23 protein-coding genes and 2 pseudogenes are annotated in these 22,420 nt (G+C 46.3%); 11 read left to right on the top strand and 14 right to left on the bottom strand.

What is annotated here, in order from left to right; all coding sequences use genetic code 11:
• Nucleotides 1-932 precede the first annotated feature (932 nt).
• On the top strand, nucleotides 933-1,535 hold the full coding sequence (locus QUB56_RS00360) for a Uma2 family endonuclease (RefSeq protein ID WP_332952189.1): 603 nt from the start codon (nucleotides 933-935) through the stop codon (nucleotides 1,533-1,535).
• 9 nt (nucleotides 1,536-1,544) lie between these two features.
• Here the strand turns inward: QUB56_RS00360 and QUB56_RS00355 are convergent.
• The 5 genes and pseudogenes from QUB56_RS00355 to QUB56_RS00335 form a co-directional block, all read right to left on the bottom strand.
• Nucleotides 1,545-1,739: pseudogene (locus tag QUB56_RS00355) on the bottom strand (YebC/PmpR family DNA-binding transcriptional regulator); the annotation flags it as partial.
• A 50-nt stretch (nucleotides 1,740-1,789) separates the two neighbouring features.
• Nucleotides 1,790-3,874 (bottom strand): restriction endonuclease, encoded by a 2,085-nt coding sequence (locus QUB56_RS00350; RefSeq protein WP_332952186.1) that lies wholly within the window; start codon nucleotides 3,872-3,874, stop codon nucleotides 1,790-1,792.
• A 122-nt stretch (nucleotides 3,875-3,996) separates the two neighbouring features.
• Nucleotides 3,997-4,764, bottom strand: a complete 768-nt coding sequence (locus QUB56_RS00345) for a YebC/PmpR family DNA-binding transcriptional regulator (protein ID WP_332952185.1) — start codon at nucleotides 4,762-4,764, stop codon at nucleotides 3,997-3,999.
• Nucleotides 4,765-4,911: 147 nt separating this feature from the next.
• On the bottom strand, nucleotides 4,912-5,550 hold the full coding sequence (locus QUB56_RS00340) for a histidine phosphatase family protein (RefSeq protein WP_332952182.1): 639 nt from the start codon (nucleotides 5,548-5,550) through the stop codon (nucleotides 4,912-4,914).
• A 558-nt stretch (nucleotides 5,551-6,108) separates the two neighbouring features.
• The gene (locus QUB56_RS00335; RefSeq protein ID WP_332952180.1) at nucleotides 6,109-6,240 is read right to left on the bottom strand and encodes a hypothetical protein; all 132 of its coding nucleotides are present in this window, start codon (nucleotides 6,238-6,240) and stop codon (nucleotides 6,109-6,111) included.
• Between the two features lie 63 nt (nucleotides 6,241-6,303).
• On the opposite strand from QUB56_RS00335, the gene QUB56_RS00330 reads away from it, so the two are divergent.
• The 3 genes and pseudogenes from QUB56_RS00330 to QUB56_RS00325 all read left to right on the top strand — a co-directional run bounded on the left by QUB56_RS00330 (nucleotide 6,304) and on the right by QUB56_RS00325 (nucleotide 7,291).
• Entirely contained in the window at nucleotides 6,304-6,639 is a 336-nt protein-coding gene (locus QUB56_RS00330; protein ID WP_332952178.1) for a hypothetical protein, read from the top strand.
• Nucleotides 6,627-6,869, top strand: a complete 243-nt coding sequence (locus QUB56_RS37040) for a type II toxin-antitoxin system RelE/ParE family toxin (RefSeq protein WP_445243295.1) — start codon at nucleotides 6,627-6,629, stop codon at nucleotides 6,867-6,869. Before QUB56_RS00330 ends, QUB56_RS37040 begins: the two co-directional genes overlap by 13 nt.
• A 50-nt stretch (nucleotides 6,870-6,919) precedes the next feature.
• Nucleotides 6,920-7,291, top strand: a pseudogene (locus QUB56_RS00325) (DUF4864 domain-containing protein).
• A 20-nt stretch (nucleotides 7,292-7,311) separates the two neighbouring features.
• On the opposite strand, the gene QUB56_RS00320 reads toward QUB56_RS00325, so the two are convergent.
• Together QUB56_RS00320 and QUB56_RS00315 are read right to left on the bottom strand one after the other, a co-directional pair.
• Nucleotides 7,312-8,001 carry a class I SAM-dependent methyltransferase gene (locus QUB56_RS00320; RefSeq protein WP_332952175.1) on the bottom strand — a complete coding sequence of 230 codons (690 nt, stop codon included), beginning with the start codon at nucleotides 7,999-8,001 and terminating at the stop codon, nucleotides 7,312-7,314.
• A 263-nt stretch (nucleotides 8,002-8,264) separates the two neighbouring features.
• Nucleotides 8,265-8,498, bottom strand: a complete 234-nt coding sequence (locus QUB56_RS00315; RefSeq protein WP_332952173.1) for an endonuclease NucS domain-containing protein — start codon at nucleotides 8,496-8,498, stop codon at nucleotides 8,265-8,267.
• 255 nt (nucleotides 8,499-8,753) lie between these two features.
• Here QUB56_RS00315 and QUB56_RS00310 point away from each other — a divergent pair, with 255 nt between their 5' ends.
• Complete coding sequence (locus QUB56_RS00310) at nucleotides 8,754-9,110, top strand: DUF4864 domain-containing protein (RefSeq protein WP_332952172.1); 357 nt, start codon at nucleotides 8,754-8,756, stop codon at nucleotides 9,108-9,110.
• A 13-nt stretch (nucleotides 9,111-9,123) separates the two neighbouring features.
• On the opposite strand, the gene QUB56_RS00305 is transcribed toward QUB56_RS00310, so the two are convergent.
• Nucleotides 9,124-9,819, bottom strand: a complete 696-nt coding sequence (locus QUB56_RS00305; protein ID WP_332952170.1) for a class I SAM-dependent methyltransferase — start codon at nucleotides 9,817-9,819, stop codon at nucleotides 9,124-9,126.
• A gap of 236 nt (nucleotides 9,820-10,055) precedes the next feature.
• Here QUB56_RS00305 and QUB56_RS00300 point away from each other — a divergent pair, with 236 nt between their 5' ends.
• Nucleotides 10,056-11,891, top strand: coding sequence for a polysaccharide biosynthesis/export family protein (locus QUB56_RS00300; protein ID WP_332952169.1), 1,836 nt, complete (start codon nucleotides 10,056-10,058; stop codon nucleotides 11,889-11,891).
• A gap of 288 nt (nucleotides 11,892-12,179) precedes the next feature.
• On the opposite strand, the gene QUB56_RS00295 is transcribed toward QUB56_RS00300, so the two are convergent.
• Entirely contained in the window at nucleotides 12,180-12,878 is a 699-nt protein-coding gene (locus tag QUB56_RS00295) for an SGNH/GDSL hydrolase family protein (protein ID WP_332952166.1), read from the bottom strand.
• 137 nt (nucleotides 12,879-13,015) lie between these two features.
• Here QUB56_RS00295 and QUB56_RS00290 point away from each other — a divergent pair, with 137 nt between their 5' ends.
• Nucleotides 13,016-13,339 carry a polymorphic toxin type 24 domain-containing protein gene (locus QUB56_RS00290; protein WP_332952164.1) on the top strand — a complete coding sequence of 108 codons (324 nt, stop codon included), beginning with the start codon at nucleotides 13,016-13,018 and terminating at the stop codon, nucleotides 13,337-13,339.
• A gap of 5 nt (nucleotides 13,340-13,344) precedes the next feature.
• Nucleotides 13,345-13,803: a hypothetical protein gene (locus tag QUB56_RS00285; RefSeq protein ID WP_332952161.1), complete on the top strand. Its 459-nt coding sequence runs from the start codon at nucleotides 13,345-13,347 to the stop codon at nucleotides 13,801-13,803.
• Here QUB56_RS00285 and larE read toward each other — a convergent pair whose 3' ends face one another.
• The 5 genes from larE to fraC form a co-directional block, all read right to left on the bottom strand.
• Entirely contained in the window at nucleotides 13,804-14,631 is an 828-nt protein-coding gene (gene larE / locus QUB56_RS00280) for an ATP-dependent sacrificial sulfur transferase LarE (RefSeq protein WP_332952160.1), read from the bottom strand.
• 136 nt (nucleotides 14,632-14,767) lie between these two features.
• Nucleotides 14,768-15,610 (bottom strand): Uma2 family endonuclease, encoded by an 843-nt coding sequence (locus QUB56_RS00275; RefSeq protein ID WP_332952158.1) that lies wholly within the window; start codon nucleotides 15,608-15,610, stop codon nucleotides 14,768-14,770.
• Nucleotides 15,611-15,772: 162 nt separating this feature from the next.
• Nucleotides 15,773-16,546 carry an ABC transporter permease gene (locus QUB56_RS00270; protein WP_332952157.1) on the bottom strand — a complete coding sequence of 258 codons (774 nt, stop codon included), beginning with the start codon at nucleotides 16,544-16,546 and terminating at the stop codon, nucleotides 15,773-15,775.
• A gap of 234 nt (nucleotides 16,547-16,780) precedes the next feature.
• On the bottom strand, nucleotides 16,781-17,779 hold the full coding sequence (locus QUB56_RS00265; protein WP_332952156.1) for a DUF5357 family protein: 999 nt from the start codon (nucleotides 17,777-17,779) through the stop codon (nucleotides 16,781-16,783).
• Nucleotides 17,780-17,784: 5 nt separating this feature from the next.
• Nucleotides 17,785-18,303: a filament integrity protein FraC gene (gene fraC, locus QUB56_RS00260; RefSeq protein ID WP_332952155.1), complete on the bottom strand. Its 519-nt coding sequence runs from the start codon at nucleotides 18,301-18,303 to the stop codon at nucleotides 17,785-17,787.
• A 227-nt stretch (nucleotides 18,304-18,530) separates the two neighbouring features.
• On the opposite strand from fraC, the gene QUB56_RS00255 reads away from it, so the two are divergent.
• The 3 genes from QUB56_RS00255 to QUB56_RS00245 all read left to right on the top strand — a co-directional run bounded on the left by QUB56_RS00255 (nucleotide 18,531) and on the right by QUB56_RS00245 (nucleotide 22,082).
• Nucleotides 18,531-19,664 (top strand): cob(I)yrinic acid a,c-diamide adenosyltransferase, encoded by a 1,134-nt coding sequence (locus QUB56_RS00255; RefSeq protein ID WP_332952153.1) that lies wholly within the window; start codon nucleotides 18,531-18,533, stop codon nucleotides 19,662-19,664.
• Nucleotides 19,665-19,940: 276 nt separating this feature from the next.
• Entirely contained in the window at nucleotides 19,941-20,117 is a 177-nt protein-coding gene (locus QUB56_RS00250; protein ID WP_332952151.1) for a hypothetical protein, read from the top strand.
• 6 nt (nucleotides 20,118-20,123) lie between these two features.
• Entirely contained in the window at nucleotides 20,124-22,082 is a 1,959-nt protein-coding gene (locus tag QUB56_RS00245) for a calcium-binding protein (RefSeq protein WP_332952149.1), read from the top strand.
• Nucleotides 22,083-22,420: the final 338 nt, after the last annotated feature.

Below are 22,420 nucleotides of genomic sequence, written 5' to 3'. Positions count from 1 at the left end.
CAAAAATGGATACAAGCCTCCGCCTCCTGTTGTGGATAGAGCAACATTTTAGACTCTTGTTCAAACTCCCAGATTTATCTCTGGAGTCAATCTAAAATCTCAAATCTCAAATCTCAAATCTCAAATCGATTGACTCAGCACAAAAACGGATACAAGCCTCCGCCTCCTGTTGTGGATAGAGCAACATTTTAGACTCTTGTTCAAGCTCCCAGATTTATCTCTGGAGTCAATCTAAAATCTCAAATCTCAAATCTAAAATCGATTGACTAAGCACAAAAATGGATACAAGCCTCCGCCTCCTGTTGTGGATAGAGCAACATTTTAGACTCTTGTTCAAACTCCCAGATTTATCTCTGGAGTCAATCTAAAATCTCAAATCTCAAATCTCAAATCTCAAATCGATTGACTCAGCACAAAAACGGATACAAGCCTCCGCCTCCTGTTGTGGATAGAGCAACATTTTAGACTCTTGTTCAAGCTCCCAGATTTATCTCTGGAGTCAATCTCAAATCTAAAATCTCAAATCTAAAATCGATTGAGCCAGCACAAAAATGGATACAAGCCTCCGCCTCCTGTTGTGGATAGAGCAACATTTTAGACTCTTGTTCAAACTCCCAGATTTATCTCTGGAGTCAATCTAAAATCTCAAATCTCAAATCTCAAATCTCAAATCGATTGACTCAGCACAAAAACGGATACAAGCCTCCGCCTCCTGTTGTGGATAGAGCAACATTTTAGACTCTTGTTCAAGCTCCCAGATTTATCTCTGGAGTCAATCTAAAATCTAAAATCTAAAATCTAAAATCGATCGAGCCAGCACAAAAATGGATACAAGCCTCCGCCTCCCCGATCGACTAAGACTTTCGCTCGCAAAGCTAAGATATGATAATATCAAGGTATTCTATCACCCCTGCACCAACTGAGGAAAAACCATGACGACGCTGCTAATTCAAACCGAAAGCGTCCCACTGACGGTCAATTTCCCTGCGATCCAATCGATGACTGTTGAACAGTTCTATGAATTCTGTCTAGTTAATCGCGATTTGAGAATTGAGCGTACTGCCAGTGGGGAAGTTATCATTATGTCACCAGCCTTTTCAGATACAGGGAACCGCAACTTCAAGATTGCCCTACAATTGGGGAACTGGGCAGAACAAGATGGCACAGGTGAAACGTTTGACTCCAGTGCAGGCTTTACTTTGCCGAATGGAGCAACCCGATCCCCCGATGCCTCATGGATTAAACTAGAGCGCTGGAATGCCTTAACTGAAGAACAAAAAGCCTCATTCGCACCAATTTGTCCAGACTTTGTGATTGAATTGCGGTCTGCTAGTGACACTCTCAAGGGATTGCAAAACAAGATGCAAGAATATATTGAGAACGGTGTATCACTCGGCTTTTTGATCGATCGCAAAAACAGAAAAGTCTACATCTACCGTCCCGATAGCGAACCTGAAATCTTAGATAATCCTGAAACAGTCAGCGCAGATCCAGAGTTACCGGGATTTGTCTTGCGGATGGCAAAAATCTGGTGATTTAGATCGCTACACCATAACCGAAGACATCAATTCATCTGTCATTTCAAAATTCGCCGTCACGCTTTGCACGTCGTCCAACTCTTCCAGTGTATCCATTAACTTAAGGAGCGAGCGAGCTTTTTCAGGAGTGTCTATTTCCACTGTATTGCTCGGAATCCAGCGATTTTTCAACTGCAAAACTGCAAAATTATTTTCTTTCAAATGACACTCCCCGCTCTTTCATAGACTGGGATTCTTGGTTCATAGATACCTTATTTTTTAGCTCGAATCACTAAATCAATTAACTGTTCTCTTCCCCAGAGTTGTACCCCATTCGCTTGAGCCAGTTTATGAGCATTGGATGTAAACATACTGTTTGTAATAACGATCGCATCTTGCGCCCCGTAATACTTAACCGCACTAACCACTTCTTGCACGGCGGAATTTCCCACTTTTCCTTGATAGCGTTTTGCCTGGACAACGGTTTTATTGCGGGCTTTAGAGAGAATCAAGTCCGCACCAAAATCCCCCGTTTTGGGTGTCATTTCGACCGCATAACCGAGATTGCGGAAACAGCAGGCTAAAAATTCCTCAAACTCTTCTCCCGTCATCCGATCGACCTGATCGATTAAATACCCAATCTCTGCCACTTCTAACCGCGTAGAACCTGCTAAAATCTGCTTGAATTTTTTCAGCAGAATTGCACTCAACTTAGTAGAAGGAGAATGAGAAGATAAGGGGGGAGCTTGTGATTCAGTATCTATTAAATTCGCAATCTTTGGCACGTCTAATCGCCCAGCAACTTTTATGATTTTTTGGAAATTTTGCAGCATACTCGAACTCAACTTATTAGTAGAAGGAGAATCAGAAGATCGAGAGGGAATTTGTGATTCAGCTTGGACTTCAGTTTGTGCTTCAGTGGCTTCCGATACCCCATCCTCGATCGAAGTTTGCTGGGCTGGCTTTTGAGCTTGCTTTCTTTTGCTCAAAACAGCCCGTTGAATTGCCAGCAAAATTTTCCCCTCTTGTTGATTAATTTCACCGTCAGCCTCGATTATCTCAGTGCATCGCTTTAAAAGTGGTTCGGCAAAGTCAAGTTCGAGTTGTGCGAGTAAAATATCCAACTTGGGAAGCAATTTAGACTTATTTGTCACAGCTTCAATCTCAGCTAAAGTCCTGGGATTTAAATTCGCCGCTCGTAATTCCGGTAATAACTCATCCCATCGGGTGAATTTTTTGCTGGCATAGACGACATACACCAAAATCCAATCCATCACCGTTTCTTGTGCGATCGCTGTCTCTAAATATTGCTCACTTTCCGCTTGCAATACCTCTTGTAAATCTTCGAGCTTGGTTTCGATTTCCGAGGAATCGAGATGCGCTTCATAAAACCGACAAGCACCGTATCCCAGCGCGTAAATCATTGTCGCACTGGCGCTAGCATTAATTACCGCACCCGCCAAGGGAATATTGCTGACAAGCGTAACTCCAGCTTCGATCGCTAAATTGCTACCCAAGGACAAACCAAAAATAGCGACAACTTCTGCTTTGCGATCGCTCGATCGCAAATCCATGCCATAGGCGGCAGCAATTTGATAAACCAACTCGGCAGATAACGCCGTCATTGCCGCTAAATCCATGCCAGCCAACGCCAAAGCTGCGCCCGGAACTAAACTGCTAACCAAGCCACTTCCTGCCGCTAGCAAGGCTTTTTCCACCATTAAGCGGTGTGCGATTTTTTGAGGTTTCTCGTGAGGATATTGGCGCTGTAACTCTCGAACTTGCGCCTCGGCATTTACGACATCAACAGCATCTATAGCATTAACTAACCAGTCGATTTTGAACTTTTGGGTCAGTTTTTTCAGGATAGGACTCTGCGAAATAAAAACTAGGGATGAACCAAAAAAATTGGGAACTTGCATTGCTGCACTTCCCGCACTCGCCGCTGCATTCCCCACCGCACTGGCGGTATTAACAAAAATCGCACTTCCAGCACTGACGGCTGCATTCCCCACCGCACTCGCCGTATCAACAATCGCACTTCCAGCAGTGCCGGCTGCATTCCCCACCGCACTCGCCGTATCAACAATCGCACTTCCGGCATTCCCTACCGCACTCCCTACCGCACTCGCCCTTGCAGAGACGGCTCCGAACACGGAACCGAACCAATTGGATTTATCCCCTGGTTCAGCCTGCACCTTCGATTCGGATCGATCCTTGGTTTCTGATACTTCGGTTGCTGACAGAACTTCTTCTGAGTGGGTGCTGTCTCTTTTGCTTTCGTTGTTATCTAGCATGGCTTTACTGTGGGTTGAGATTTTCAATGCAGCTTTTTGAGCAATGCGTTGGATTGACACTCCCCACTCGCGTACAGATAGGGATTAGTTTCCTGGTAATAGTGTAGCGCGATCGTCCTGCTGGCGAGTTAGAGCCTTTTGCAGTGCCAGCAGGACGCTCCCCATCCCTCATCTTTCAACCATTAAACCATGACCGAAGACATCAATTCATCTGTCATTTCAAAATTCGCCGTGACGCTTTGCACGTCGTCCAAATCTTCCAGTGCATCCATTAACTTAAGGAGCGAGCGAGCTTTTTCAGGACTGTCTATTTCCACTGTATTGCTCGGAATCCAGCGATTTTCCGACTGCAAAACTGCAAAATTTTTTTGTTTCAAAACATCAGCCAGCTTTTCCAAATGAGCCACACTTGTAAATACCTCTGCACCTTCAGTATCCTCATCAATTAATATCAAATCATAAGATTCCGCAGCCGCCTCTAGGGACGCTTCAAACAATTGTTCCTCATCAATCGGGCCGCGTACCGTACAAACACCTTTTTGGTCGAACATCCAGCCCACACAACCAGTTTCGCCCAAGTTGCCGCCATTTTTAGTAAAAGCTTCTCGCAAGTCAGCCGCTGTGCGGTTGCGGTTGTCTGTCAGCGCTTCAATCAGAATAGCAACCCCGCCAACGCCGTAACCTTCGTAGCGAATAGCTTCTAATTCCGAACTTCCCCCGGCCAAGCCGGCACCTTTGGCGATCGCCCTTTCTATGTTTTCATTAGGAATATCTGCCGCCTTGGCTTTTTCAATAGCCGTCCGCAGTTGAAAATTGCCAGCGGGATCGGGAACTCCGCTGCGGGCCGCGACAATAATTTCGCGAGATATTCTAGCAAAAACCTTGCCTTTAACGGCATCAACTCTAGCTTTTTGGCGTTTAATATTCGCCCACTTACTGTGTCCAGCCATACCGATTTGAGATTTTCGATTTAAAATTTGCGATCGACATTAAACAATAACACCCCGATTCTCACAGATCCGATTAACGTAGGGTGCGCCCGGTCGCGCACCTTACACACATAGCATAGAATGCGATTTTTCGCACGAATCTCAACTTTAATTAAAGCGGATAACGGCTTCAGAGTCAGTCAGGTGAGAAGTATCGCCATTAAGTGCGATCGACCATTCTCCCTCACCCCGCACCACTTTCACCAAACAGCACAAAGAAGCGTTAATTTCCGTTTCAACACCGCCAGCGAGCCCGATCGCAGTTCCTAAAACCGACGCACCGTGACCTACTAATAACATATTTTCGGGAAACTCAGCCGCGAGGCGTTTAGCAGTTTCCCCCGCCCTTTTGAGACAAGCTTCCCCAGTTTCGGGATAATTAGGAATACCGCCTTTGTAGGAAGCATCAATCCTGGGAAAACGCCTGCACAAAGCTTTGACGGATTCAGTTTCTGGCATTTCTGGCATCCATTCGGGATTCAGCCATTCGCACAGTCCCCACTCTAGTTTAATTGACAAATCGAGAGCTTCGGCCGCGTGATTTGCTGTTTGGACAGTTCGCAGAAAGGGGGAAGCAAAAATATGAGAAATTCCTTCTCCTTTGAGGCGATTGGCGAGTTGTTTCGCTTGAAGGTGACCGTCTTCGGAAAGGTGGGGGTCATAGGGGCGTTCTGCTGTGAGAAACCAGTCGGGGTTAACGAAGTCGATGCGGTTTCCGTGTCGTGCGATCCAGACTGTTTGTGGCATGAGTTGGTTTGAGTTTTGCTTCTAGGTGTAATTTTATATCAAGGTTTGGTAATTTGGTTTGGTGCGAAGCTATTGATGAGATTTTTTTTTACCGCAGATGAACCGCAGATGCACGCAGATTGACGCAGATGGATGGTGGATTGGGTAAGGGGTGATGGGGGGCGATCGTATTTGTTAATTTCAAGTCGATTTTGCCAGGTGTTCTAAGCTTGAGCAACTAGCCCATCTAAATATTCACAAATATAATTTTTTGCTGTGATTATTCTTGCATTCGGCTCATTTTCATATTCGCGTATTTTAAAATAACTTGTATGTTTGGTGTGTTTGTATAACCATTCTGGTACGTGACTAAACTGCCAGTACATCTCCCAATCAGTATGAACTTTCATCCTGGCAATAGCTTGTTTCTTACGGTTAGGAATAGGCTACCCGAGAAACAAAATAATTTCTTTCGATAACCAATTTTACCACTAATGTCTGCAGCCCGCTCAGGAGTGGTGAAAAAGACCCTCAAATTCTTAAAAAATGGTTGCGGGCGATCGCTAGATCTGCTTGTTTTCAACAGCGATCGACAGTAAATCTTGTTATTACCGATCGCCAACCGGTAAGATGAGGTAAAGCCGATCGATCGCACGCCTGTCGCGGGCTGGCACTGCGTACCTTACCCCAAGCAATAGCGGAGCAGACCATATTTGGCCTCAGTCCTATATTTGACACTGCGCTAAAATTAAATCAGTCACTCTGTATTGTCTAATGGCTCAATCTATAAAGCAACTCCACGCCCAAATTCAAGCCATGCCCAGCGATTCGGTTAAGGCGATCGTGCTTTCATGGCTGAATCAGTCCAACGGTAATCTCAGCGACTTTGAACGCCTAATCGCAGAAATTGCCGAGGAAACGGAGGGATATCAGTGGGGAGAAATTGACACAGCAAACGAGTTTCAACCCCTCAGCGAAGAAGAAACGATCGCAAGGAGTCTCGCAGCCTTGCAAGATTTCCAGACAAACAAGACGGGCATTGGGCACGATCGGGTTAAGCAATGGGCAGATAGTCTAGGGAGCGATCGCGAATTGCCATGCCCTCAGTAATTTGGACGCGCCCAGCCCTAACAGCACTCGAGCGACATCGCCAATTCCTTGCTGAAACTGACCCCAATCTTGCTGTTAAAGCAATTCAAAAGATTGTAGAGGTGGGAGAAAGTTTGCAGACATATCCGCTCATAGGTGCGCTTGTTGAACAAACCCCTGGTATGCGGAAACTAATTGTGACATGCAGGGAAAGTTGGTTTTGTTCTGCATTACGCTATCTTAAACGATGAAGTCCTGATTTTACAGATTTACCACGGACGACAACAACGTCCCACCTAAATTGCCTCTTCCGCTCAAAATTATACAAATTACTGATAGCGATCGCGCTACCATTCGCTCAGTCGTAGAACAGCAACTGCAAGCATTTCAAAAAGACGATGCTGCTGGGGCTTTTGCCTTCGCCAGTTCCGGAATTTAGAAGCAGTTTCGCACAGCCGAAAACTTTATGCAGATGGTAAAAATTGCCTATCAAGCTGTCTACCGTCCGCGATCGGTATTATTTGAAAACCTCGCCAGTCTAGAAGGAATCCCCGCTCAGCCGGTGCTGTTGCTCGACTCGGAAGGCATTCCCATCAGAGCAATTTATCTCATGGAAAAACAGTTTGATAATAGTTGGCGAATTAATGGTTGTTATTTGGTTTCCATAACATAATAATTAAGTTACGGTTACTTTTAGGCTGAGCTTTTTTTGCTAACTCGCAGCATCTTATTCCCGCCTTTTTGAAACTCATAATTAACCTCTGTTCGAGGTTCTACATGAAAACTTCTATTCAATATGGTGCGGATCGGATTTAAGTGCTCGGATATCCCCCCAAAACGATCCAATAGAGGAAATACGCGGACTTCCCTCGCAACCCGACACATTTCTGTAATAGCTTCCAGAGGAAAATTTTCCGAACTGTGAGGATAAGTAAATAAGAAATGGCTGCACAAAGCTAAATCGAATTGACCGTCGTCGAAAGGCAAAACAGGCAGCTCAGCAGTCACGTAGCGACCTTGCTGCAAGCCTGATGGAAAATCTTCTAAAAATTCTAGCGTCGCATTCCTTCGCACATTGGCTAGGTGCTCCTCCGATTCAAAATAGTTGTTCCCCCCGTAGGCGTAAAGTTCCCTGGGAAAATCAATGACAGTGTGATATGCTTCTTGGATGAGAGCGTCAATTTCCACCGGAGTACGCTGATAATAATATGGATCGCAAGAAATTACCTTGTTACCTAGGCGAGTCATTTCGGCATTGAAACTCGCCGTACCGCAGGCACAATCAAGAATTGCTAGCTCGCGGTCACTCTCATTCAAGCTAAACATTCTGTTGTATTCATCCAAGCAGTGTCCCCAGGGAAGTCGATCCAATTGTAGTAACACTTGTCTTTGTCCCGCAGATAGAATTATTTAATATTTTACATCAGATCGGGGCGGTTTTTTCCTATCCCCTTTCTTGGGCGGGTTGATTTGGCGGCCGAGTTATGTATGAATAAATGAGGTTTCCTGTGTATCTATGTCTTTAAAATGCAGATAAAATTTATCTTGATTTTGTTGGATAACTGCCAATTGAAAAAAAATCAAGAATAGCTGATGATACTTCCTGTCTGTAAAATTATCTCTGTGAAATTTGGGCGCAATTGCTATTAAGCGAACTGGTCGATCGTAATCCACGCGGCAAAAGGTTTGTGTTCCAACAAAGCATCGTAATAACGGGTTAACTGCTGAACGACATATCTATCTTCGCCGTTTTTTAACTCCAGCACAACTAACCGTTTATTCTCGTCCACCGCTATAATATCGCATCTTTGCTCGTTGACAGTGAATTGCCGCTTGATGACTGTCAAACCGAGCCAACGCAAGCAAGTGAACTTCGACAAAATCCTCTAAGGCTTCTTCATTTGCAAATTCCCATCCCGATCCTGTTTTTCTCAATGCGGCGCTGCTGAGCATTTTGACAATTCTTAAAGTCTTTAACCAATTTTACCACTAATGTCTGTAGTGCGCCGGGGGTTTATTTAAACCCCGATCGCCCTGACAGCTTCCCAGCCATCCCGCCACAAAATCGCCTTTAAGTGGGAGCGCTATAATAGTAACTATTCCACACTCCCATCTCTTGACAATTTATTAAAAATATGCTCATCAGTGAAAGCGATCGCGCTACCATTCGCTCAGTCGTAGAACAGCAACTGCAAGCATTTCAAAAAGACGATGCTGCTGGGGCTTTTGCCTTCGCCAGTCCCGGAATTCAGCAGCAGTTTCGCACAGCCCAAAACTTTATGCAGATGGTAAAAATTGCCTATCAAGCTGTCTACCGTCCGCGATCGGTATTATTTGAAGACCTCGCCACTGTAGAAGGAATTCCCGCTCAGCCGGTGCTGTTGCTCGACTCGGAGGGCATCCCACTCAGAGCCATTTATGTCATGGAAAAACAGTTTGATAATAGTTGGCGAATTAATGGCTGTTATTTGGTTTCCCTACCAGAAGAATAAGTTACGGTTACTTTTATGCTGAGCTTTTTTTGCTAACTCGCAGCATCTGATTCCCGCCTTTTTGAAACTCATAAGGAGCCTCTTGAATTTCTACACGAAAATTTCTCTTTTTCAATTCTGTGACGATCGGATTTAAGTGCTCGGATTCCTCCCCGCTAAAGCTCTGCAACAGAGGAAATACGCGTACTTCCTTCGCAACCCGACACATTTCTGTAATTGCTTCTAGATGAAATTCTTCCGAAAGCAGGTTAGAATAAGCAAATAAGAAATGGCTGCACAAAGCTAAATCAAATTGACCGTTCTCGAAAGGCAAAACAGGCAGCTCAGAAGTTATGTAGCGGCCTTGCTGCAAGCCTGATGGAAAATCTTCTAAAAATTCCCGCATCGCCTTCATTCGCACTTCGGCTAGCTGGTACGGCGATTCAAAATTGTTCCACAGGTAGCCGTCTACATTTGCCTTGACAGCATCAATGACAGTGTGATATGTTTCTTGGATGCGATCGCCAATTTCCACCGCAGTAAACTGATAAACTGGATCGCAAGAAATTACTTTTTTACCTTGGCGAGTCATTTCGGCATTGAAACTTGCCGGGCCGCCGGCACAATCAAGAATTGCTAGCTTGAGGTCACTTGATGTCAAGCTAAACATTCCTATGTATTCATCCAAGCACCGTCCCCAGGGAATCACATTATCAAGCTTAAGTCCCACGTATTTTTTACTCGCAAATAAGAGCAGATAATTATGATTATATCAATTTAAGCCTTCAATTTCCCAATCTAAAATCTAAAATCTAAAATCTAAAATCGATCGATCGCACAATTTTTATGATTCCACCTCTGGATTTTGCAGCGAAGCGAGGCTACACTGGACAGCAGGGAAAATAAACTAAAATCAACTAGCTAAATTGCTCTTGTTCATTGCCAGGCTGCAACCAGGGAAGAAAGATGAAATATACCGTTCAAACCGCTACAAGTCTGAGTTTGTCAGCACTCCTGGTGCTATTGAGTTCGCTGCCGAGTATAGCTCAGTTGCCCGCCATCAGAAATCCGCAGCCCGCTAGGAACCCAAACCGGCCGAGAGTACCGCCGCCGCCACCTCCGGGTTCAAGTTTGCCGCCGATCGGCAATTTTGGATCGCTGACACAAGAAGCAGCTTATACTTTAGGAGCGGGCGATCGCATAGCTTTAGAGATCTTCGGCGTCCCTGAATTCAGCAAGGAATATCAAGTGTTAGTGGACGGAACCCTCAATTTGCCAATCATTCGCAGCGTCTCAATTCAAGGGTTGACGCTGCAAGAAGCCGCTAACGTGATTACCAGGCGATACGAACCCTTCATCAATGTTCCCGTTGTTACCGTGACTCTGGTGGCCGCTCGCCCCCTAAATATAGGTCTTGCCGGTGAAGTTACTCGGCCGGGTTCCTACAAGATTAATCCCATTAGAGAAGGAACCGGAGGGGGAGTAAAATTCCCGACTTTGATGGAAATGCTGCAACTTGCAAAAGGGGTGACATCAGCAGGAGATATGCGAAATGTCCAAATTCGCCGTCCCCGCAGAGGCGGGCAGGAGCAAGTGATTACTGTTGATTTGCAGAATTTTTTAGAGACGGGAAATTTGCGTCAAGACGTTACCATTCGAGATGGAGATACAATTTTTGTACCGACAGCAAGTGCCCTTAATACTCAAGAAGTCCGTCAAAGAGCCAGTGCTAATTTTTCCGCTGATATTACTAAACCAATTGGCGTGGTAATTGTCGGAGAAGTAAATCGGCCCGGGCCTTATACTGTATTTGCTTCGGATGTGCGATCGACCAACCAACAAACAGAGTTGAGTTTTGTATCTATCGACCAACAGCAAGGAGCCGTTGTGGGCTTGCCAACGATAACTAGAGCATTGAAAATTGCTGGTGGTATCACTACAGAAGCTGACATTCGCCGCGTGCAAATCCGCCGCCGAGTCAGAGGTGGCAACGAACAAACTATCATGGTAAATTTGTGGGATTTGCTGCAAAAAGGCGACGAAAGTCAAGATATTTTGCTGCAAGAAGGAGATAGCGTGATTATCCCGACAGCAGCTAATGTAGACTTAGCTGAAGTTTCTCAAGTCGCAAATAGCAGTTTTTCTCCGAACGCAATTAGCATCAATATTGTGGGGGAAGTTATCAGGCCTGGGGCTTTGCTGGTTCGGCCCAGTACATCCCTGCACCAAGCTTTGCTGAGCGCAGGCAGTTTCAATCAATTGCGGGCTAACAAAGACAGGGTAGAACTATTGCGCTTGAACCCCAACGGTACTGTTTCTCGCCGCACGATCGAGGTGGATTTTGCTCAAGGGTTGAATCCTAATAATAACCCAACTCTCCGCAACAACGATGTGATTCTTGTAGCGCGATCGGGTTATACTAGGGTTGGGGACAATATCAACAGTTTCTTGCAGCCGATCGCAGGAGTTTTAAATGGGGTCAACTCGGTTAGCGGCATTTTTACTGGGTTTCAAACAACTATCAACGCTTTTCAAAATTTATTTTTGGGAGGGGATTTCGAGCGGCGAAATCAGCTCAGAGAGCTTCGCGAACAACGTCAAGACAGACAAGAGCAACGTGAAGACAGACTGCTAGAGAGAGAGCTACAACGTGAAGATAGATTGCAGCAAGCAGAAGACAGAAGACTGCAACTTGAAGACAGACAGCGGCAAATAGATCTTCAGAATCAGCAGCTTCTGATTCAACAGCAGCAACTTCTGCTCCAAAATCAGCAGCCGCAGCAAATGCAGCCTACTCCTTGATATCTAGTCAGGTAAAATAACCCTTATAAGTTTGTAGTGAGGACTTCAGTCCTCCCTACAAAACAATTTGATTGCGGTCGTTAAGCTCAAACTACACGCATCATCTCGTTGCCGGTTGCATCGGAATGATAAAATCAAGGTCAATAATTCCACATTCCCCCACGCACTACTCCCCACGGACCCGCGGACTATCCCGAACGGTGTAACTGGAATTGATATCAAGTCCGCACCGAAGAAATTTAAACTAATAATTTCAACACATATCATCTCAGAAAAATTGTGCGTTGTTCAAGGAGAATTCAAAACATTTAACAAAACTTTCCTGTATATATCTAAACCTTTGGCATTGAGGTGAACGCCGTCAATTGTTAAATCTGCATTGAGAGCTTTTTCCTTAAACAATGCTTGTATGCCGCTAGATTCCACAGGAATATTTTCATCTGCTGCTACTTTATCGATGAGAACATTGATTTCGTCAACTCTAGCAATTGTTCCTGCTAATTTAGGATTGTAGCTGGCGGCAAGAGTTGAGTAAAAAGCAGGAATCAGAATAATCTGTTTTGTTTCGAGCGATCGCATAATTGCGATCGCCTGTTTTAAATTGCTGACAAACTCCTCGTCGCTAATGCCGTACATAGCATCATTTGTGCCGATAGCCAAAATCGCTTTTTCGCAGGTAAACCGCTGTGGCACTAAAAGTTTAAGCTGTTCTAGCAGCGAAACTGAACTCATCCCGCCGATGGCAAAATTAAAGTTTTCTTCACCCAAAGAATCCCCCAGAGCCGAGGAAATAGAGTCGCCCCACACACAGCCTTGATATTGCCGGTCTTTAATTTCTTGTACCTGATTGTACACAATAACTTGCCACCACAGTGCAGAGCTAACTGTATCTCCCGAAAGTTGGGGGTTAGCTAACACCTGAAACGGGATGTAAGCGCACAACAACAAAGCCAAGACAAGGGAGATTAACTTAAATTTAACTTTCATAAAACTTGCTTCAATTGGCTGCTACTTGAGTTGATGCTATTGCTTTAATTCACGGGCGATGTCACGAGTATTTTCGCCCAGATTATTCACCCATACATATATCACACTGAGATGGTCAAGTAATTTAGGACTAATATATGTCTAAACCAGTGGACTGGACAGTGGGCATCCCCGCTAGCACCCTTATAGCCGTCGGAACCCAGGTAAGTGGCAAATTTCCTCTAGATGGAGCAAGTGCCAGAGACTTACTCTACCGCATGGATGGCAAAAACATTACCAGCTATATCGTCTATGATGACAGCGGACGGGCAATTAAGCGAGTAGACTTGACAGGAAAGGCTCATGCAAATGTGCCGACACCTCACGCCGTTGAATATAAACACAACCAAAACTCAGCAGGAGACATTTTCGTGCAAGCTGAAAAAACAGTTAGGCCAGCTAGATTGGATGAAATACCCTAGAAATTATGTTCATCAAACAAATATCCTTGAATGCAGATAAACTAAGCGATTTCCAGCAATGGAAAAAAGCCAACGGCGATGATTTCTCGCTTTGGGATTATCTTTTTGGAGCTGCGAACATTGAAATTGCCATAGCTTTCACAAAACTATTCTGGCCAGATTTTGTCGAACATGAAGGCGGTATCTTTTTGTCAGAAGCCTTTAACAGTCAAATCTACGAACAGTGGAAAATCGAGCTGGGGAATGATATCGCTGCAATTGAGCAGGTGATGAACCACCAGCATATTGATGACATTCTCCCCGGTGCCCAAAACGCGAGCATCGACAATTTATTATATTTGGGACAAGCATTAGCTCAGATGTGGGAAAGCCGCCTAAAATCGCTTTATCCTCAACGCCGTTTTCAAGTTAAATGCGATCGGGACGAACACACGGTTGTAGTGACATTTTTTCAAGACAATTAATCAACCTTTCGTTCCCAACAATTGCGGCTGCAAAACCTGATTTAATTTGCCGCTGCGAAACCCCTCCAAATCCAAAGTCGCGTACACAAAACCAAACTCCTGAAACACCGCCACCAATGCAGGCAAATCCGTATTTACCACAAACTGCTGAATCTCCTCTGCCGGTAACTCAATGCGCGCCGTATCTCCATCCGATCGCACTCGCAAATTTTTCAGTCCCAACTGTCGCAAGTACCGTTCAGCGCGCCCCACTCTTTGCAACTTTCCCACGGTAATTTCTTCGCCGTAAGGAAAGCGCGAGCTCAAACAAGGTTGAGCCGGTTTGTCCCACCAAGGCAAACCCAATTCTTTGGCCAACTGCCGCACTTCCAATTTACTCATGCCTACTTCTGCTAAAGGCGATCGCGCGCCGCGTTCCTTCGCAGCCTGAATTCCGGGACGGTAATCCTTTAAATCGTCAGCATTAACCCCATCCACCACATAAGGATAACCCTTTGCTAGTGCTAGGGGTTTCAAAGTATCGTGCAGTTCGCTTTTGCAGAAATAGCAGCGGTTAACCGGGTTAGAAGTGTAATTTGGATTTGCCATTTCCTGAGTTTGTACTTCCTCGTGGGCAATCCCAATTTCTGCTGCTTGAATGCGCGCATCTTCTAAATCTTCTGGCAGTAGAGACGGGGAAACTGCCGTCACTGCCAAAGCGCGATCGCCCAACACATCAAAAGCGATTTTTGCCACCAAAGTGCTGTCAATTCCGCCGGAGTAGGCAATCAAAGCCCGTTCCATCTGTGCGAAAATATTTTTTAATTGTTCTAGTTTTTCTACTAACATAATTTCCACTTTTTGTTACAAACAGAGAAGTAAGAAAGCCAATTAAAGAAAGAAGGATGAAGAAAGCATATTTCGAGCGGGTTCCCTTTTTCCCTCAAACCTGTTCCTTCTTCCGACCGACATCGGACTTCTAATGCTATTCTGGATCGATACCGAGGGCTGCCAATCGAGCCAAAAGTTCTTGATTTCGCTGTCTTTCCTGTTCCAGCAGCGTCTCGGCTAACTGTTTGTCTTGCTGTTGGCGATCGGCCCGCTGGCGTTCATTTTCTGCCCGCTGGCGTTCATCTTCTGCCCGCTGGCGTTCATTTTCTGCCCGCTGGCGTTCATTTTCTGCCCTTTCTTCCGGCCACAAAAGCAGTTCTCCGGCCGCCGTCCACCAGCGCAGCCAATATCCTGTTCTACCTTCGCGAGTTCCCTGCCACACTCCCAAAAATAGATTTAATCCAGGTATTAAATAACGGCCGTTTTCATGAGGATTTTGATTTTCATAACGATCGGATTCAAGCGCATAAACTTCTATTCTGCCTGTATGCGGTCGAAAAATGACATAGCGAGGAACTTTGATTACTTGTTCGTAAAAAAACCACTTGCCGATTTCTTCTGTGTGTTCGACAGAGTATTCGTCGCCGTAAGTAGCTGATAGAAATTCCATCACTACAAAAGGGACTGTTCCTTCGGTATGAGGCGTGTAACTGCGGCGGGGATAGTTGTGAGGCCTCTTTTGAACCGGCTGCACGTACATCCAGTCTGGGGCTTTGCAAATAGTGCGATCGTCCACTGCAGCACACAAAGCAAAATTAGAAACTATTAGTGCGTCTTGCATTAGTTCCGGGTAATCCACTACCGACTGGCGCAAACCGTTAGAGATTAAAGGATGTTCTATATTTTCCAGGGGGTCGTCTGGTAGGATGAAATCATCGGGTAGCAGCGGCCAAGTAATCTTGAGCTGCGATATCGGTTTGTGAATTACAGTATTCATAAGTCACCTCATTTTACCAATAAAAGTTTGAGTTTTAGTCGAGATTGCTGAGCGATAACCTTCTCTATATCTTAGCGCGCTAAGTCGATAATAAAATTGGTTTGTAGTGAGGATTTTAGTCCTCACTACAAACAATTACCCTGAAAGTGGGGAATGCGCGCTTTAAAATTCCCTACGCGAAAATATGGCGATCGCAACTGACAGCAGCAGCACCATATACAGCAAACCGTACCCAGCATCTGTAATCAAACCCGGTAAGTAAGGAACTTGTCCGTAAACAGCATCATTTCTCAAATTGAATTTGGCTAAATCCGGCAAAACCAGATAAAGCCCCATCATCAATTGTTCAATGCCAGGATTTTTAGTTAACTTACCCAAAGCCACTAAATCCCGCGTCGAATGTCCCATCAAATAAACGCCAAATGTGAGTAAAGTTGCCAGCAGCGAACTGCTAAAAACCCCAAATAAAATCCCGACACTGGCCATCAGACACAGCTCAAACCAGACAAACAACGAAGCGATTAAAATGCTTTCCAAAGGGAAAGGAATGCGGCTCAAACTCAGAATAGCCAGATAAATAACAGTCATTGCTGCTACAAGCACCGCCAGCACCGCCGACAGCCCTAAGTGCTTGCCCACAATTAACTCAGCCCGACTTATCGGCTTAGCAACTAACAGGTAAACAGTGCGCTTTTCAATTTCTTTGTTGACCAATCCGGTAGCCACAAAAACTGTGGCAATTAGACCGAGAATGCTCATAGCAGCCAAACCGACATCTAAGATAATTTTCTTCTCGGTTGTCGCCGCCAATTCCGGTATCAACCGTACCGAGGCTCCCATCAACAGAACAAAAATAATAATTAAGTAAAGGATGCGATCGCGAATTACTTCCCAAAATACATTAGTCGCGACTGTCAAGATTCTTCTTAAATTCATCTAGTTATTAACCCGCTGGAAACTTTCGCCATACTTTAATATAAGGAAGAATGAAGGGAGGTAACGCGCAGTGTACGGGATTTAACGGATTTAACGGATTGGATGTTGAGAGAAGAAGTCCGAGGTTGGAGGGAAGATTCTCCTCCATCGGACACACTCCCCATCGGACATACTCCTCATCTCCCCCCTCGGATCCTTTCTTCTGGGACACTCTCATAACTGCCAGAGACAGGCTCAAACTTGACTGTCTCTGGCAGTTCCATCTTTTTTCTGTCCGGGTTGAGAGCGTTTGATCGCATCGCAGGTTACAGTCGCCCTATTGCCTATATTGAACACCTGGCAAGATTTGGTAAACGAATATATTTCCGGTCTAAAAACCAGCCCCAGCCAAGTTGCCTGCATCTCTAACTGATAGCGAGACTCTCCTTGGACGATCGAAGTTTTGACATCCCAGCTCGCATCTTCTGGGACTAACCCAGTTGTTTTTAAGGCTTGATTCCGCAGAAAAAAACGCTCGTTGTCAATATCTATTAACATTTGCTCTACCTGCGGCCATGGTTTTGTGCGGGCTTCATTTTGCAGGTATCGCTCCATTGCATTGAGGATGACAACTCCTCGGGAGCGATTAATAGTTGGCTGTTGAAATGTCACCACATAATCGCTTTGCCTAAAATCCTGCGATAAAACGCTCGGATATTGTTGTATCCAACCTTGAATTAAAAAGTGAAAGGCAAACCAACAGGAAAACAGGAGGTGAACTAGGGTTATCATCAAAAACTGAGGGCGCACCAACGACCTGATACCTTCCCGTTTTGACTCGCTCTTCCAAATATTGATGATAGCAAGAACTACTACTGCTATAAGCGGGCCGGATATCCATGCGATTTCCTTCCTATCCGACGGCAATCTTATCAGCAACCACAAGCCAATTAAGATGCTTGTCACCCACGGACTCAGACTTACTCTGTTAATCACAAAAGGTTGCTGGCTGGTCAGCAAACCCATTGAAAGTGTAAAAAATAACCAGCTCATATCAAAAAGCAGAGTTCTCGTCCCCCAGTCAGTGACTGCCGCCACTGACAGCAAAGCTAAAAAGATGCTGAGCAGTAAAGGTGTCTTCCAGTGGACAACTTTAGGCGGAATTATCGCCTGTTGGATTTTTTTATTGGTTTCCCAAAGATTGTTCGTCAGCTTAGTGAGCTGCTGAGTGACATCAATAAATTGCTTCATCATAGATTTCAATAGACGCTTTGCAAAAACAACACGGTTAAAATAACGACATTGCTAACAGTGTGGGCGATTAAAATTCCCCCAAACTGGGTAGTTACTTGAAAAGTTCTTTTGGGAGGACGGCGGGTGAGGGTGGGCGGTCCTAAAAACTGAGGTTTGGAAGCTTTTTTATTGCCTAAAACCATGTTTTCTATGGTTTCTAATCCCTGCCATTTAGCTATAAAACTTACTGCCAATACTAAGACTGCTATCAGAGTTAGTGGAGCGTAAACATCCTGCCATCGACCTAATAAAATATAACCCATAAGCTGTTCCCGCAAATCTTTGGGAAGAACACTTTCAATGCCAAAGAAAACTAACCAGCCTCCGCAAGCGCAAGATAGATTGAGGATGGCTGTATATTCAACGCTGGTTTTGGGACCGAGTTTAAGTAGTTTTTGCAGAAACCACGATTCGATTGCGATCGCCAAAAAGATAATTAAAATTTGCACCAAAACAGTCCGAAATGGGAAAACACTGGCAATCATAAGCCTTCAGGTATATCAGTCCTTGTTAAATTTTAATTGTACAGCACAAGCGGAATAATCTTAACGGCAGGTAGGAGTCCCTGATTGCGTTCGATCGCTGCTTAAAAAATTGGGGGTTAGGACTTATCGTATAATCTGTGGAGATCCGCCAACAGAATGGAAAAATTAAATATTCAAGGGGCGCGATCGAATACCCACCCCGATACAGACTCAAATAACTGCTGATTATGGTAAGGAATGGCATTGGTATTCGGACAGCCTCATCCCGGTCGGAACGCGCCGCGGGTCAGATTCACGTCTACGACGGCGCTGGAAAAGGCAAGTCTCAGGCAGCTTTGGGAGTAGTGTTGCGCTCGATCGGGCTGGGTATCAATTCTGACTCGCCCACGCGAGTTTTGTTGCTGCGCTTTCTCAAAGGGCCCGGCCGCTCCTATGACGAAGACGGAGCAATAGAAGCCTTGCAACGGGCATTTCCGCACTTGATCGACCAAGTGCGCACCGGCAGAGCCGAATATTTTGGGGCCGAAGCAATCACCCGCTTCGATCGCGCAGAAGCTCAGCGAGGATGGGATATCGCCAAAGGAGCGATCGCCAGCGATCTCTATTCCGTGGTGGTACTAGACGAACTAAACCCGGTATTGGACTTGGGTTTGCTGCCCTGTGACGAAGTAGTCCAAACCTTGAAAAACAAACCAGAATCTTTAGAAGTAATCGCCACAGGCCGAGCAGCCCCGTCCGCTTTGCTGGATATTGCCGACTTGCACTCAGAAATGAAGCCCCACTATCACCCCGCAGCCACCGAGCATCATATTTCAGGTATCGAAATATACACGGGAGCGGGCAAAGGCAAGTCTACGAGCGCATTAGGCAAAGCTTTACAGGCAATAGGTAGGGGTATCAGTCAAGACCAATCTCACCGGGTGTTAATCGTGCAGTGGCTCAAAGGCGGCACCGGTTATACAGAAGATGCTGCGATCTCGGCTTTGCGGCAAAGCTACCCTCCGCTAGTAGACCACCAGCGGTGCGGCCGAGATGCTATAGTTTGGCGGGGACAACAGCAAGAGTTAGACTGCATCGAAGCAGAACGCGGCTGGGAAATCGCCAAATGTGCGATCGCCAGCGGCTGGTACAAAACGATTATTCTCGACGAACTCAATCCCACAGTAGACTTAGAACTACTGCCAGTAGAGCCGATCGTAGAAGCCCTGCTACGCAAGCCGCGGGATACAGAAATTATTATCACCGGGCGCTGCCACAAACCCCACGCTTACTTTGACTTGGCAAGCGTACACTCCGAGGTATACTGTCACAAACACTACGGCGATCGGGGCGTAGAACTAAAGCGGGGCGTAGACTTTTAAAGCCCGGAGCGGTACTCGGTTCGATGGAGGCCAGAATTATTAAATGACGGCCCTGCCTGGAAAACCGTCCATTGCCACAAAGCCTTGTTAGCAAGTAACAAATCTCCCAATTTCCCTTGTCTTCCCGATCGCCCCTGCCTTTTTTAATCTTTAATTTCCTCCACCGGAGGCGATCCCCGACCGCCAATCCACAATGGAACATTAAGAATATGGGCCGCGTCTTCTTGAGCGTGAGCACCTGAGACTGTGCAAAAGGGTTATTAAAGGGTGAAGACATTGAATATAAAAGCTTACAAGCAAAAAGTCCGCGAGGGAGAAAGTCTAGACAGGGTTAATGCCAGTAGGCTAGACTTGCGGCTGGCAAACAGGTTAAACTACAGCGGCATCCAAACATTCGGTGTCCTAGGCAGTGTCTGTAGTCGCACAAGCGATGACCAACAAGTAGAGGAGTGAAGCTGTATGACAACGTTAACTGACGATTCTAATCAACTAGATTTAAACCTTCCGGGACTGGGCCCGGATACAATCTTCGCCGGAGCCGGAGCGGATTTCGTTAGAACTTCCACCCTGGGCGGCAGCTTAATATTTGGCCAAGCCGATAACGATACTCTGATTTCAGTTGGCCCGAACGATACCCTGTACGGCGGCGAGAACGAAGACTCAATCAGATCCCAGCGGACTCCGGCTTTGCTGTTTGGCGACTCCGGCAATGACACCATAGTCGCTGAAGCCCGCGCTAGCATATACGGCGGTTTGGGAGAAGACTTGATCCAAGGTACTGTTGAAGCTAACCTCATTTTTGGTAATGAGGGGGCAGATACGTTGCTGGGAGGGGCGCAGAGAAGAGACACCCTCTACGGCGGCAAGGGCAATGACTCCATAGGCTTCTTCATCGCAGGCGGTGGCAACAACCTCGGTCTTCCCCTAACCGGAGGCTTCGCTGGCAATGAAGGCGGCAACTACTTGCGGGGTGATTTGGGCGCCGACTTAGTTGTAGGTATCAATGTAAGAGACAGTCTCTTTGGCGGTAAAGACAACGACACGCTACGTGGTGTGGCTAGCAACAGCTACCTGTCCGGCGATCTTGACAACGACACCTTAGTCATTACCAACACTACGCAAACCAGCTCGTTTGGTACGACAGTCTTCACGATCGGCATTGAGAGAACCACCTTGATGGGCGGTGAGGGCAACGATTCTCTCTACGGCCCGATCGGCGAGTTTGGCGGCGGCAGAAACTTCTTTGACGGCGGCGACGGCAACGACACGATCAGGGTTTTTGCCACGAATGATACCGCGCTGGGAGGTGCAGGCGACGACTTCATCGTGTCGGGGACGGTGACTGCATTTTCGAGTGTAGGCGCACGGAGTGACTTTCCCGGCTTCGCGGGCCGCAACTCGCTCGACGGCGGAGTGGGCAACGACACGATCGTTGCAGCTTTTTCGACGGATACAATGATCGGCGGCGAAGGCAATGACAGCTTGAGCGGCATCTTTACTCAAGCCTCCGGTGCAGACGGCAACGATACGCTCAATGCTTCTTTTGCCGGTACTAGTGCTACGTTGATTACTCTCGACGGCGGGCTCGGCAACGATCTGTTAATTGGCAACAGGAGCGCCTCCAACTTCATGAACGGTGGTGAAGGAAATGACAACATCCTGTTTGGCAACACGGGCGATCGATTAATTGGCACGTTTGGCGGTAACGACACCATCTCTTATGCTACTGGTGTCAACTTTACCGGTGTGACAACGACAAACGTCATTACTGATAACTTAGGTAGCAACTTCATCACTGGTGGCAACGGCAGGGATTCCATAACTACCGGTGCTGGCGATGACATACTGTTCGGCGGCCCCACCAATCTTATCACCCCAGGAGTTGACGGGGACGATACCTTAGATGCCGGTGGCGGAAACGACACGATCTTGGGCGGCTTTGGGAACGACTATTTGATCGCGGGCGACGGTAACGACTCTATCGCCGGCGGGCCTGGTGCTGACACGCTGATTGGTGGCAGTGGCAATGACAGCTTCTACTACAACAACTTCGGCGAGGGCGTCACCATCGGCACCACCGTCGGCAGCCCATTGGGTAGTAACCCAGACCAAATCGGCGATTTTACGGTCGGTCAAGACAAGTTTATCTTTGAGTTCAAGGGCTTCCCTGGCTTGAGTGCAGTGGAAGGTACGAATCGACTTTCTGCCAGGTCGTTCTTGGTGCTTGAGACGGGGACTTACACTGGCAGTTTTGCTCCAGCCGGGGCGGCTACAAACCAAGCGTTCCTCTTTTATCAAAATGAAGACGGACGACTAGGATTTGACCCTGACGGTATTGCTGGTTCTAACCCAGGCGTTACGCTGGCAATTCTGAATCAAAAACCGGGCATTACGGCTTCTGACATTACCCTGATTTAATTTGGGTAAAAGTGGGTGGGGTCGATTCTGAAACGATCGCCCTACGAACTCTCAAAACTAATTGTGCTATGTTTCGAGCTGGGGATATCCATCCCTGGCTTTTTTGTGGGCATCAGCATGGGGCAATTTGAGATTTGAGATTGGAGATTGATTGGTAATTTTAATCTAAAATCTCAAATCGCCTGGGGCATGGGGCGGGTTCCCCGGTGAATTTTGCCGCGCGCCAACAATCTTTAGAACAGACGCATCAGAACTAAAGAAACTGGGTTTTTCACTCCTAGTTAAAGGGCGGGATGCAGTATTTCAGTAATATCGTTTCCGGTTGGATGGGCACGATC

The organism is Microcoleus sp. AR_TQ3_B6, from assembly GCF_036702785.1.
GTDB lineage: Bacteria > Cyanobacteriota > Cyanobacteriia > Cyanobacteriales > Microcoleaceae > Microcoleus.
Note: the sequence above shows the minus strand (reverse complement) of the source record. Positions and strands in the feature narration are given on the sequence as shown.